This window comes from Sorangium sp. So ce406 (assembly GCF_051474675.1).
Lineage (GTDB): Bacteria > Myxococcota_A > Polyangia > Polyangiales > Polyangiaceae > Sorangium > Sorangium cellulosum_G.
Genome location: NZ_CP150340.1, coordinates 9,447,199 through 9,460,027, shown reverse-complemented (window position 1 = coordinate 9,460,027; position 12,829 = coordinate 9,447,199). Strand labels below are relative to the sequence as shown.

The window sequence follows — 12,829 nt, the reverse complement described above, 5'->3', positions numbered from 1 at the left end:
GCACCGCAAATAAGTTGAAACTACAATTCGAGGACGTACGACGATTCCTTCTTCCACGAAGTCGGGAAGCACAAGCACTTGCGAGGATCTGCCTCCTCTGAGGTGCGACGGCATCGCCGTCGTTCTACCCGCACGGCAAGGAGTCTTCGAATGTCCAGGCGGGCCCGTCGTAGCCGGAGCAGCCAGCAGGGGGCGGAGCTGCTGGAGAAGCACCTCGTCGACAAGGTGACCGTCTCGGACACCTGCGGCGCCCACCATCTGCAGTCGAGCCGGTTCTACTAGCTAGCTGGTGACAGAGGTAGCTCTTCGGAGATGCGCAGGCGGCGTTCGAGACGTTTCGCCCCCGCGGAACAGTCCCGCCAGGGTGCCCAACAGGCCAGGACTGGAGGCAAGGAAGTCGGCGCCTCCCGTTTCCTCTTCACCTGGTGTCCCTGGGGCTCTTCGGCTCGCTGCCCTGACGCGACTCCCCGGATACGTCGGCCCGTATTCGCGCCTGCAGACACGCGGCGCGGGAGCCCGGGTGCGGCTTCTGCCGAGCGTACGTCAAGGGCTCGTCGAGTCGGCCGACAAGGCGGTCGTCGACCTGGACGCGCAGCGAGAACGAATCTCCCTGGGCGAGCGCCTCCTCGGCCTCGACCACGGTGCGGACCTCCAGCTCCGCGCGGGGCTGCTTCAAGGCGAGGAACGCGCCCGCGCCGAGCGGCCCGTCGAGCGCGAAGACGACGCGGTCCTCCGCGGCCAGGGGGCGGAGCGAGACCCGCGCCGTGGCACAGCGGCCCGCGTGGCACGCCTCGATGGTGAGCCGGTTGCCCCGGAGCTCTGCCGCCGGGAGCGTGAGCTTCGCCATGACCCCGGGTAGACAGCGATCCTCGATCAGGACCACCGCTCTCGGTTTTTCAGGGCTCGAGAACAGGATGACAGAGGGCGAGTCGACCAGGAGGAGCCGCTGCTCGTTGCTGATATCCAGACGGCTCTGCGCGAACGCCCAGCGATCCCCCACGACGATCCGCGAGGCGCCGACCCCGCGGCGCTCGAGCTCGCCCCGCACCGCAGAAGCGCGCCTCTGGGCGAGCTGCGCAGCCGCGGCCTCGGACGGCATCTCGCCGCAGCGTGTCGTCCCGACGAGGGTCACCGAGCCTGAAGGGTAGTCTGCGAGGACCTTCGCCACGTTGTCGAGCACTTCCCCGACAACGATCCTGTCCGAGCCGCGCTCGAAGCGGACGACCTCTCGGAACGCCGTCCGCTCGACCGGGTGATCGACGTACTTCGGCGTCGAGAGCCCCGGCGCCAGGGCGTCGAGGCAGCTCTCGATGTTCACCGTGGTGGGCCATGAAGGGGAATAGGCTGTAGAACGCGGCGCGCAGCAGAGGCGGCCATCACGGCTCATCACCCAGCCATGCGCCCTGGGAGCGCCGCGCAGCGAAGGACAGCTCAGGACGCCCGGCTCCGCCGGCTCCTCGGGCGCGGGCGCTTCGCTCGCCTGGCGCTCTGGCCACCGGCTCAGCGGCCACTGTCCGTGCAGACCGGCGGGTGGCCACTGTCCGGACCGGCCGGAGGTCGCCTCCGGGTTGGCCGCCCGCGGGCCCCCGCACGCCCCCGCAGCCCAGAGCGCGACGACCATCAGCGCCGCCGAGGCTCGCCTCCGGCGCGCGGGGCATCGCGGTGCTGCGATCAAGGGATCTCCTCCGAGAGAGCGCGTCGTCGTGCGATCATCGCGGCTCGAGCTCGCGCGGGACCCGCGCCTGGCGGCATTCGAGGCCCGCGCTGGTACGCTGCTCGTTCCTGGTGTACACGAGCGCCTCCTCGAACCGCGCGACGACCTCGTCGTCGACCTGCACGCGCAGCGAGAACCATTCCCCCGAGGCGAGCGGGCGGTCGTCCTTGAACGTGGTGTGCACCGTGAGGGCGAACCCGCCCGGCGCTTCCCACGTGAGACGAGCGGCCGCGGAGAGCCGCCCTTCGAGCGCGAGCACGGCCTGGTCGCCTGCGCCCAGGGTGTCGAGCGCGAGCCGAGCGGCAGCGCACTCGCCGGCGTGACAGGCCTCGATGCGCAGGATGTCGCCCTCGAGCTCCGCGGCCGGGAGGAAGCGCGTCGCGATCGCGCCCGGCACGCAGGGGGGCTCCTCGGTCTTCCACCTGTCGTCGCGCAGCGTCTCGGGCTTGAGCGGGGTCGAGTAGAGGAGCACGACGGGCGAGTCGAGCAACGTGCGCAGAGGCCCGGGCGTGAATTCGAACCGGGTACACAGGAGCGTGCCTTCGTCCTGCTCCACGATCCGCGACGCGGGCACGCCCCGCTTCTCGAGCTCACGGCGCACCGCAGACACCCGCTCCGCGGTGAGCCGGCGATCCGCGGCATCGGAGGAGGTCTCACCTTTCCGTGTCGCCCCGGTGAGGAAGAGCCGAGCATCAGGGCGCATCCCCGGGAATTCCTTGGTCAGGAAGTCCAGGTGCTCCGTGCTCGTGATTCGCGCGGATCCGAGCGCGAAGGGGACATGCATTGGCTGGATCTCCACGTCTCCTCTCAGGAGCACCATCGCGAATGGCTCCGTGAACGCTGGTGCCACCTTCTCGAAGCAGTAACGGTCGCCTCGGCGCGATTTCGGGGGGGCATTCCGTGGCTTGCAGCAGAGGCGTCCCTCCGGATCGATCACCCAGCCGTCCGAGTCCATCACCCAGCCTTTGCCGGGGTCAGCGCCGTCCCGCGCCGGGCAGCGCAGGAGCCGCGGCTCCGTCCCGCCAACGGGCTGCGCCGGCGCGTGCGCGGAGACCGGCGGCGGCTCGAGCGCGCGCGCGCCGCGCTCGAGCGCGTGGACCGGCGGCGCGCCGCGCGGGAGGCGGGCCTCTGCGTTCGACGCGGAGGCCGGCGGTCCTCCGCAGGCCACGGAGGCTGCCAGCGCGGCGAGCATCAGCGCCCCGACGGATCGTCTCCCGCAGGTGCCCCACGGCGGCATGGCGCAGAGGGTACGGCAAGACACCAGCGTTCGGAAAGCGCGTTCTGAAATGGGCGCGTCGGCATCGCGCTTGTTCGAAGGCGTCGCGGTCCACCGGCAGGCCCGGAGCTCCACGATGAGCCGATCGAGCGGGCCGCGGACCGCCGGGGGATGCCTCCCCACGCGGCGTAGGTGACGTCGACGTAGCCCGCGGGAGTCAAGCGTCTCGATGTGAGAACCGGATCGCCGTCGCGTCGTGCATGCACCCCCGCGCGGTCGCGTCCAGAAGCTCGCGAAAGTCGGCAGGCGTGGCGGCGAGGAGTTGGAGGACCGACTCTTCGCCCCGGTCATGGTTCCACACGCCCTCCGTGCACACGAGCACGCGGTCCCGCGGCTCCAGGCGCTCCTGCGCACACTCCGGCTTCAGATGGTCGCCCATGCCGAGGAGCTGGGTCACGATGTGACGATAGAAGATGGTGTTGTCGCGATAGTCGATCCCATCCATGCTCACCTCACCCTCCTCCATCCGTGTGAGGAGAGTGTGGTCCTTCACGACGGAACGAAGACGGCCGTCACGAAGCAAATAGGCGCGCCCGCTCCCTACCTGGACGAAGCAGAGCGCGCCGCTCGCCTGGATGCTGCATGCAGTGATTCCGCCTGCGAAGTGACAATGTGAGCGCAAATGGCTCCAGCGCTTCGGCCGGACCGCGTCTGCCGCGCGAAGCGCGGCCTCCATGGGATGGTCGGACGACCTGGAGCGCTCGACCTCGAACAGCCGTTCATACTCGGCGCCGAGGCGCCTCATCGTCGCGTCGGCGGCGGCGAGCGCCCCGAGCAGCCGCGCCGGCTCGGAGTCGGACGAGCTGGCGAATGTGCTTCGGAATGCGTCCAGGCCTGGGTCAAGGCCGAACGGCGCGTGATACCCACCATATTTCGGTCCCGATCCGTTGGCGACCAGGAGGAGCCCAAGGTCGCGATCCACAAGACACCGGTCGTCGCCGTCGGGAGCCCAGCCCCCCTTCGATGCGTGCGCAAGAATGTGCAATGCGTCCACGACCACGGGATCCTCTCGCTCATGCAGCGGCCGAGCACGGCCGATGGGCCCGCCTGACCTTGAATTTAGCTGCTGCCGTCGGGGCCGCAAGGGCCCGGTGGAGCCGGGCGCGCCACGAGGAGGCCGTCATCTGCCATCATCTGCATCTGCAATATCTGCAATTCTGGGTCCGGCGGCTTCGCCGTCTCACGATCGGGCGGCCCGCCCGGGTCTTGATGGTCGCTCTGCTCGCGGACCCACGCGCGCAACGCCCCTGGTAGCGGGCGCCGGCCGCTTTCGGGTCGAAGTCCGGGACATGCACGGCGATCGGCGAGCGTGGCACGGCCGGAGCATGCTATTTGCGTGCGCATCCGGGTCTACCGAAGAGACAATTCCGCCGCATGCCGGCCACCACCAGCCCCTCCTTCGAGCTCACGAGCTCCCGCGTTGTGCAGCGTCACACGGGCCTGGGACGTGTCCTCGAGTGCTTCGCGCTGCTCTCGAGCGTGGGACCCTTGCTCGCCGGCGCGTTCGCCGCCGTCCTCGGGCAGAAGCTCGCCTCCCCGCTCTTCGGTCAGATGGCTCGCGACCTCCTGGCCTGGAGCGGATCCGGCTTCCTCGCCGGCATCTTCTTCGTGCTGGTGAGCGTTCTCGTCACCTCCGCTCCGCTCATCCGGCGCGGAACGGTGCGCGTGGCCGCCTGCGCGACGGGCTTGCGCCTCACCCGTGGCGCCGCGGCTCGCTGGATCCCGCGCGCCGCGATCCGCTCCGGCCTGGTCGTGCCCAAGCCGCGCTCCTGCGTCGCGCTGGAGCTCCGCGGCGGACGGCAATTCGAGGTGCAGGTCGAGAGCGAGGAGGAGGGCGCGCGGCTGCTCGCGGCCCTCGGGCTCGGCCCGGAAGCGCGGCGCGTCGCGGTCTCGCTCGGCATCGCCAAACGCGACCGCGCGGCCGTCTGGGCCGGCCTGCTGGTCGCCGCGCTCATCATGGGCTTCGCGAGCGCCTGGTTCGACGAGCTCAGCGTCGTTGTCGATCGCTCCGCCTCGTTGAAGGCGAAGCACCTGGCGTTCTACGTGCTGGTCGTCTGGCTCAGCCGCCGCGTCGCTCGTCCCGCGCGGATCGTGGTGGGCAGCGACGGCGTGCTCGTCGAGCGCCCCTTCTCGCGCACCTGGCTCCCCCACGCCGTGCTCACCGCGATCCGGACGCGCGGTGATCGCCTCCTCCTGTTCCGACAGGGGGGCGATCGCCCGGTCGAGCTCCGGGCGGAGCGCGGCCTGGCCAGGGCGCTCGCGCTGCGCATCCGCGAGGCACGCAAGAGCGCCGCGGGGGGCGCCGCCCCGCGCGGCGCCGAGGCGCTGGAGCGGCGCGGCCGCGACCTCGCGGCCTGGCGTGAGGATCTCCGCAAGATGCTCGCCGCCGACGACTACCGCGCGACCGGCTTGACCCTGGAGGACGTGCGCCACGCCCTCGGCGACGCCAGCGCCCCGCCGGATCGCCGCATCGGCGCTGCCCTCCTCCTGCGGATCGCCGGACAGCCCGAGGCGCAGGACCTCATCCGCGTCGCCGCCGAGGCCACGGCCGACGACGAGCTCCGCGCGGCGCTCGAGCGCGCCGCCGAGGACGAGCTCGACGAGGCATCACCCGCGCGGACCGCGCGCGGAGCCTAGCGCCGCGCGAGGGCGCGTTGAGAAACGCCGGTCATGGGCAATTCACGTTGCGCCCGGGCCCGCCATGGAGCCGGAAACTCGAGTGGTCGGATCTGGAGCTGGACCGGGGAGCGCTTGTTCTCGATAAGTAACAACAGTCGAGCCATTGCTCGAATCTCTCTGATCCTGGTCGACCGAAGCCAGGCTAACCCATGAACACGACACGCCCTGGTCCGCCGGGCTCAAGGGCCGCCTCGCCAGCCGACGTATCCTGGTCCATGTTGACCAGCGCGGGCCAAAGTTGACCATGGCCAGACGTCTGGCTGTGCGTGGCCAGACGTCTGGCTGTGCGTGGCCAGACGTCTGGCTGTGCGTGGCCAGACGTCTGGCTGTGCGTGGCCAGACGTCTGGCCGTCGCAGATCACGCTTCTCCGCCTGCGCCCGGGAGAGCCCGCCGACTCACGCTCTTCCCCTCGCCCCACCAGCGCGCTTGCGGCTCCCTCGGCGCGTCGCGAGGACCACGGCCAGCGCGGCCGTCGCCGCCGCCGCGACGCTCACGCCCTTTCCCTCGGAGCGCGGCGCGCCCAGCGAGCACATCGACGTCGGCCCCATCTCGTTCGTCCCCTTATTTACCTTTGCATCGAAGCTGACGTGCACCTCGACAGGCGCGCCATCCCGCGTGACCGCGTACTCCACCTCGTGGTGGCCGTCCTCAGGCACATTCAGCACCGCCAGCTCGCGCTCGCCCAGCGCGAGATCGCACCCGTCGCCCTCCTCGTCTCGACAGGTGAAATCCTCGGGCAGCGAGATCGGTCCCTCGCAGCCGTTCGTGATCTCGACCGCGATCCAGCCCTTGCATGGCGGATGGACCAGCTCCACGTAGAGACACGCCGTCTCCGGCGTGACCACCACCTCGACGTTCGTTGCCTTGACCGATGAGGTGGGGCATGCCGTGGCCATGGCGGAGGAAGGCGCTGTCGCAAGCACGGCGCCCACCGCGGCGAGCTGAAATGCGCGACGGAGGTTCATGCCCCGCGCATTGCAACGGCCATGCCCTGTGCCCCGCGCAGCAATCCCCTTGCGCCGGACGCGCAGAAGCTCCGCACCGGACGGCGTTCTCTCCAGCGCCGTCCGGTGCGCCGCCCGCTATCGGCACACCATGGCACGCACATCATGGCACAACAGCGGACCGCACCCGCGTTGCGGGGCTCACCCCGTTCACGAGCCCAGCGCGCGCCCGGCGCGGTCCACCGCGCCGCGCCGCGACGCGCTCCTCAGTCGTAGTACTCGTTCCCGAGGTGCGTAATGAGCTCTTCGCCCATCATCCAGCGCAGCGTGTTCTTCAGCTTCATCGACTGGATGAACAGGTCGTGCTCAGGGTAGAGCTCCGGCGCGGTCATCGGGCTCTTGAAGTAGAAGCTCAGCCACTCCTGCGTCCCGCTGAACCCCGCCCGCGCCGCCAGGTCCAGGAACAGCGCCAGATCGAGCACGATCGGCGCCGCGAGGATCGAGTCCCGGCAGAGGAAGTTCACCTTCATCTGCATCGGATAGCCGAGCCACCCGAAGAGATCGATGTTGTCCCACCCCTCCTTCGCGTCCCCGCGCGGCGGATAATGCTCGATCCGCACCTTGTGGTAGAGCTTCGAATACAGCTCCTTGTAGAGACCCGGCTGGAGGATCTGCTCGAGCACGCTGAGCTTCGACGCCTCCTTCGTCTTGAACGAGTCCGGGTCGTCGAGCACCACGCCGTCGCGGTTGCCGAGGATGTTCGTCGAGAACCACCCCGAGATCCCGAGCATCCGCGCCTTGAGCGCCGGCGCGATCACCGTCTTCATCAGGGTCTGCCCCGTCTTGAAGTCCTTGCCCGCGATCGGCACCCCGTGATCGCGCGAGAGCTCCGACGCCGCCGGGAAATCGACGGTCAGGTTCGGCGCCCCGTTCGCGAACGGGACCCCCTCCTTGATGCACGCCCAGGCGTAGATCTGCGAGTTCGAGATGCCAGGGTGGTTCGACAGGAGTCCCGCCTCGAACGCGGCCACCGACTGGTGCACCTCCGACGGCGCGATGAAGATCTCCGTCGATCCACACCACACCGCCACCGCCCGGTCCGCCCCGCGCGACCGCACGAAGCCGCGGATGTCGTCCCGCACCTGCTCCACCATGTCGGCCTTGTTGCGGCCCGTCTTCACGTGCGGGCCGTGGAGCCGGCGCACGTAGTCCGGGTAGAACACCGCCTTCATCGGCGTCACCCCGGAGAGCTCCTCGCGGACGGCATCGAGGTGCGCCGCCTCGAGCACCTTCGCCTCGACCGCCGCCTCATGGGCGTTGTCAGGGAAGATGTCCCAGCCGCCGAACTCCAGATCATCGAGCGACGTCAGCGGGACGAAATCCTTGATCCTCGGGGAGCGGTTCTCCGTGCGCTTGCCGAGTCGGATCGTCCCGAGCTGGGATAGCGCCCCCACCGGCGCGGCCACCCCGCGCCGCGCGAGCATCACGCCCGCGATCGTCGTCGTCGACACGGCCCCGAGCCCCGGGAGGAGCACGGCCAGCTTCCCCTGCGGCTTCGCCAGCTTCTGCGGCTGCTTCATCCGATCATCTCCTCGCTCGATTCAGCTCAGCCGCTCTCGGGCTGCTCGTTTCCCAGCGCAGCCGTTTCCGGGCTGCTCGTTTCCCAGCGCAGCCGCTCCCGGCCTGTTGTTCTCTGCCGGCTCAGCCGTTCGCGGCCTGCGGCAGCGGCGCGTCGCTCTCCGACGCGAGCCCGGGCGCGTGGCGAGCCAGCCCGAGCACGCCCCGGAACCCCTCGATCGTCCGGCGCAACCCCACCCGGAGCGGCACCTTCGGCTCGAACCCGAGCACCCGCTTCGCGTGATCGATGACCGGCTGCCGCTGCCGCGGATCGTCCTGCGGCAACGGGCGGAACGCGATGCGGCTCCGGCTCCCGGTCAGGTGGATCACCTCCTCGGCGAGCTCCAGCACCGTGAACTCCTCGGGGTTCCCGAGGTTCACCGGGCCCGTCTCCGTCGGGTGCTCCATCAGCCGCACGATCCCCTCGACGAGATCGTCCACGTAACAGAAGCTCCGCGTCTGCGAGCCGGCGCCGTACACCGTCAGATCCTCGCCCCGGAGCGCCTGGACGATGAAGTTCGACACCACGCGCCCGTCGTCGAGCGCCATCCGCGGACCGTAGGTGTTGAAGATCCGCGCCATCCGGACCTCGACGCCGCGGCGACGGTGGAAGTCCATCACCAGCGACTCGGCGCAGCGCTTCCCCTCGTCGTAACACGAGCGGATCCCGATCGGGTTCACCGAGCCGCGGTAGCTCTCCGGCTGCGGGTGGACGTCGGGATCGCCGTAGACCTCGCTGGTCGACGCCTGGAACACCCGCGCCCCGCAGCCCTCGGCGAGCCTCAGCGCGTTGTGCACGCCCACCACGTTGACCATCGTCGTCCGGACCGGATCGCGCTGGTAATGCGGCGGGCTCGCCGGCGAGGCGAGGTTGTAGATGCGGTCGACCTTGAGGTCGTACGGCTGGGTGACGTCGTGCTCCATCAGCCGGAAGCGGCGGTGGTGGAGGAGGTGGGCGACGTTGGCCTTGGAGCCGGTCGAGAGATCGTCGAGCGCGACGACCTCGTGGCCCTCGCGGATCAGCCGATCACACAGGTGGGAGCCGACGAAGCCGGCGCCTCCGGTCACCAGGATGCGCAGCGCAGCGCTCATGTCTCTCTGACCTCCTCTCCAGAAGACGACGACCGCCCGCCAACCCCCCGAGGGGGCAGCGCGATGGGATCCATCCTCGTCACGGTCGCTCCGTCATCCTTCATTGGCAGCACGCTGTTCCAAGCCCGACACCGCACGTCGATGTCACTGTCTCCGGTCCCCTGGGAGCTCCCGCTCATCGAGCAGCTCCCGGGCATACCTCTCGAGCGCCTCGGCGCGGTGCGCCGCGGTGTGCCGGGCGAGCACGCGCTCGCGCGCCCGCTGCCCGATCGCGATCCGCTCCCGCTCGGGGAACTCGCGCAGCATGCGCAGCGCCTCCTCCGAGGAGCGGGCGACCAGGATCTCCTTGCCAGGCTCGAAGAGCTCGTCGAGCCCCGGCCAGTCGTCGCTGATCACCGGCACGCCGCACGCCGCCGCCTCGAACAGGCGCACGCTCGGCGAATACCCCGCCTCGATCATGTCCTGCCGCGTGACGTTGAGCGTGAAGCGCTGCGCGCCGTAGAAGCCGCGGTGCTCGCCCGGCGGGATGTGATCCGTCCGGTCGACGTTGGCCGGCCACGCGATGTCCGCCGGGTACTGCGGCCCGGCCACCGCGAAGCGGCCCTGCCCCCAGCGGCGCGCCGGCTCGACCAGCAGCCGGTCCAGCGTGGGCTGGCGATCGGCGCTGTAGGTGCCGAGATAACCGAGATCCCACCGGGGCGAGACGCGCTCCGGGAAGTACTCGTCCGGATCCACCGAGCAGTAGAGCGGGCGCGCCCGCTTCGCCCCGTAGCGGCGCTCGAGCAGGTCGAGCGTGGGGCCGCCGGTGAACGAGAGGTAGAGGTCGTACCGCGGGATCAGCGCCGCCGACAGGTACTCGGTGTCGCCCCGCTCGAGCTTCTTCAGCGTCACCGGCGTGTCGATGTCGTAGAACGCCGTCTTCCCGCGCGCCGTCTCCGTCACCCAGGCGCCGACCGCGACCCCGTCGGGCACGTACGACCCGACCACCACCACGTCCGCGTCGCGCACCGCCTCGCCGAAGCGCGCGCGGAGGTCGTCGAGGCCCTGGTAGAGCTCGGTCTGGCCGTAGGGCGGGCTCGGGAGATCGCGGTTCTCCGCGTAGAACCAGAGGTCCCGCTCGAGGAACAGCACGCGGTGCCCGCGCTGGGCCAGCCGCTTGATCAGCCCGCGGTAGGTGGTCGCGTGGCCGTTGCCCCACGACGAGGTGATCGAGAGGCCCAGGAAAACGAAGGAGGTTGTCTTCACGGAGCGGTCGCGGTGAGGGTTGCGTCGTCAGGGCGGGCGAGCAGCGCTTCGACCTGCTTCGCCCGCTCCGCGTAGGTGTGCGCGGCGAGCACGCGCTGCTTCGCCGCCTTGCCGATCGCGCGCGCCCGCTCGGGCGTGAGCGCCCGGAGGAGCTGCGCGACCTCGTCGCCGTTCCTGGCGACCAGCACCTCGCGCTCGGGCTCCAGGAAGAGCTCGATCCCCTCCCACGCGTCGGTGATGAGGCACGCGGCCGCGCCCGCGGCCTCGAAGACCCGGGTCGCCGGCGAGAAGCCGACCGACGCCATGCTGTCGCGCGCCACGTTCAGCACCGCGCGCGCGCTCGCGTTGAAGGCGTTGTGGTCCGCGGTGTAGACGTGCCCGACGTACCGGACGTTCGGCGGCATCGCCTTGTCCTGCCAGCCGTTGCCGCCGAGCAGGAACCTCAGCCCGGGGAGCGCGGCCGCGGGCCGGAGGAAGAACTCGTCGACGCGCTTCTCGCGGTCCGGCAGGCGGTTGGCGAGGAGCGCGAAGTCGCAGTCGAACCGCGGATCCGGCGCGACCTCGAAGTGCGTCTCGGGGTCGAGCGCGTTGTAGATCGGCACGCAGCGCCGCGCGCCGAGCGCCTCGTAGCCGCGCACCACGGGGTCGCCGCCGCCGTAGGTGAAGACCAGGCCGTAGCGCGGGATCTGCGGCCGGAACGCGTCGGACGGGTCGGTCCGGACCCGCTCGAGCGTGGCCGGCGCGTCGACGTCCCAGAAGATGGTCGTGAGCCCCGGCCGATCGAGCGCGGCGACCTCGGCCTCGAGGAGCTCGTCGAACACGCCGACGCCGCTCGCCTTGACGACGACGTCCGCGCTCCGCGCCTGCTCGACGAGCCGCCGGGGCTCGGCCGGGTCGGTGCCGGAGTAGACCACCACGCGGGCCCACGGCGGGTCCTCGATGTCGCGGTGCTTCTGCCGGTCGTAGGCGTCCGGCTCGTAGAAGGTGACCCGGTGGCCGCGCGCGGCGAGGGCGCGGATGATGCCGCGGTAGTAGGTGGCGGCTCCGTTCCAGTAGGCGGAGACGAGGCTCGATCCGAAGAAGGCGATGGTGAGCGATCGGCTCGAGGTCGGGCGTCGGTTCATGCGGTGGCTCGCTGGGTGGTGGCGGCGGGCGCGGGGCGGTCGACCTCGATGCCGAGGTCGACCGAGATGCTCAGCAGCTCGTTGACGCGGTGGGCGCAGGTGTGGCGCGCGAGGACGGTCTTGCGCCCCCGCTCCGCCAGCTCGGCGGCCATCGCGGGCTCGGCGAGGAGCGCCCGCAGGTGCTTTTTCATCTCCTCGCCGTCGCGGGCGACGAGGTAGTCGAGCCCGGGCGAGAACAGCTCCTCCGCGTCGCTCCACGGCGAGCAGACGAGCGGGATCGCGCACGCCAGGGCCTCGAACGGCCGGATGGTCGGGATGCCGGGGAGCGACGCGACGTAGGGCCGCCGCGGCACGTGGACGGTCACCCGCGCCCGCGCGAACGCGTCGGGTGCGCGGTAATTCGGGAGCCAGCCGCGGTACTCGATCCCGGCGGCCTCGAGGGCGGCGCGGGCGTGCTCGGGGTAGCGCACCCCGTGCACGCGGGCGGAGAGGCGGAGGTCGCGCGCCGGGCCGATCAGGAACTCGTCGAGCTCGCGCGTGCGCTCCTCGTCGCCCCAGTTGCCGACCCACACGAGGTCGCGCTCGGGCTTCACGTCGCGGCGCGGCCGGAACACCCGCGCGTCCGCGGCCTCGTGCCAGATGAAGGCGCGGCGGGCCCACCGTCGCTCGAGGTAGATGTCGCGGATCACCCGGCCGAAGGCGAGGACGCCGTCGTAGTGGGTGAGGTCGTAGCGGGCCATGGCCCCGGGATCCGTGACCGACCGGTGGTGCGTGTCGTGGAAGAGCAGCCGGTACGAGGCGCCCGTCCGGTGCGCGCCGACGCGGGCGACCAGCTCGGGATCGCTCCACTCGTGGACGATCACCAGCGAGGCGCCCTCGAGCGCCTGATCCAGGTCGAGCGAGGCGAGGTCGTACCGGATCGGGTCGAGGCGCGGGTAGACGTCCCGCACCTCGCGCAGCGGCGCCTCGCCGTGGTCGGCGACGAGGTTCTGGAGGCTCCAGGCGTCCCGCGGCTCGAAGACGCGGACCTCGTGCCCGCGCTCGGCGAGCTCGGTGACAACGCCGCGGAGGAAGTGCGCGTTGCCGTGGTTCCAGTCGGACAGCAGCGAATGGCAGAACAGGACGATGCGCATGGGG

Annotated in this window: 11 protein-coding genes; 2 read left to right on the top strand and 9 right to left on the bottom strand. The window is 70.7% G+C overall.

Annotation, left to right across the window (positions count from 1 at the left end):
• Positions 1 to 150: 150 nt before the first annotated feature.
• A complete protein-coding gene (locus tag WME96_RS35450; protein WP_437286009.1) occupies positions 151 to 282 on the top strand; it encodes a hypothetical protein in 132 nt (43 codons plus the stop codon).
• A 136-nt stretch (positions 283 to 418) separates the two neighbouring features.
• Here the strand turns inward: WME96_RS35450 and WME96_RS35445 are convergent, their stop codons facing one another.
• The 3 genes from WME96_RS35445 to WME96_RS35435 all read right to left on the bottom strand — a co-directional run bounded on the left by WME96_RS35445 (position 419) and on the right by WME96_RS35435 (position 3,984).
• Positions 419 to 1,318 (bottom strand): OmpA family protein, encoded by a 900-nt coding sequence (locus WME96_RS35445; protein WP_437286008.1) that lies wholly within the window; start codon positions 1,316 to 1,318, stop codon positions 419 to 421.
• A 391-nt stretch (positions 1,319 to 1,709) separates the two neighbouring features.
• Entirely contained in the window at positions 1,710 to 2,951 is a 1,242-nt protein-coding gene (locus WME96_RS35440; RefSeq protein ID WP_437286007.1) for a hypothetical protein, read from the bottom strand.
• A 196-nt stretch (positions 2,952 to 3,147) separates the two neighbouring features.
• The gene (locus WME96_RS35435; RefSeq protein ID WP_437286006.1) at positions 3,148 to 3,984 is read right to left on the bottom strand and encodes a PP2C family protein-serine/threonine phosphatase; all 837 of its coding nucleotides are present in this window, start codon (positions 3,982 to 3,984) and stop codon (positions 3,148 to 3,150) included.
• A gap of 380 nt (positions 3,985 to 4,364) precedes the next feature.
• Here WME96_RS35435 and WME96_RS35430 point away from each other — a divergent pair, with 380 nt between their 5' ends.
• Positions 4,365 to 5,627, top strand: coding sequence for a hypothetical protein (locus WME96_RS35430; RefSeq protein WP_437286005.1), 1,263 nt, complete (start codon positions 4,365 to 4,367; stop codon positions 5,625 to 5,627).
• Positions 5,628 to 6,065: 438 nt separating this feature from the next.
• Here the strand turns inward: WME96_RS35430 and WME96_RS35425 are convergent, their stop codons facing one another.
• The 6 genes from WME96_RS35425 to WME96_RS35400 all read right to left on the bottom strand — a co-directional run bounded on the left by WME96_RS35425 (position 6,066) and on the right by WME96_RS35400 (position 12,825).
• Entirely contained in the window at positions 6,066 to 6,635 is a 570-nt protein-coding gene (locus tag WME96_RS35425; protein ID WP_437286004.1) for a hypothetical protein, read from the bottom strand.
• 245 nt (positions 6,636 to 6,880) lie between these two features.
• Entirely contained in the window at positions 6,881 to 8,194 is a 1,314-nt protein-coding gene (locus WME96_RS35420; RefSeq protein ID WP_437286003.1) for an inositol-3-phosphate synthase, read from the bottom strand.
• 121 nt (positions 8,195 to 8,315) lie between these two features.
• Complete coding sequence (locus WME96_RS35415) at positions 8,316 to 9,323, bottom strand: UDP-glucuronic acid decarboxylase family protein (protein ID WP_437286002.1); 1,008 nt, start codon at positions 9,321 to 9,323, stop codon at positions 8,316 to 8,318.
• A 144-nt stretch (positions 9,324 to 9,467) separates the two neighbouring features.
• Positions 9,468 to 10,568: a CgeB family protein gene (locus WME96_RS35410; RefSeq protein ID WP_437286001.1), complete on the bottom strand. Its 1,101-nt coding sequence runs from the start codon at positions 10,566 to 10,568 to the stop codon at positions 9,468 to 9,470.
• Complete coding sequence (locus WME96_RS35405) at positions 10,565 to 11,692, bottom strand: CgeB family protein (protein ID WP_437286000.1); 1,128 nt, start codon at positions 11,690 to 11,692, stop codon at positions 10,565 to 10,567. The genes WME96_RS35410 and WME96_RS35405 overlap by 4 nt, the downstream gene beginning before the upstream one ends.
• Entirely contained in the window at positions 11,689 to 12,825 is a 1,137-nt protein-coding gene (locus WME96_RS35400) for a CgeB family protein (RefSeq protein ID WP_437285999.1), read from the bottom strand. The genes WME96_RS35405 and WME96_RS35400 overlap by 4 nt, the downstream gene beginning before the upstream one ends.
• Positions 12,826 to 12,829: the final 4 nt, after the last annotated feature.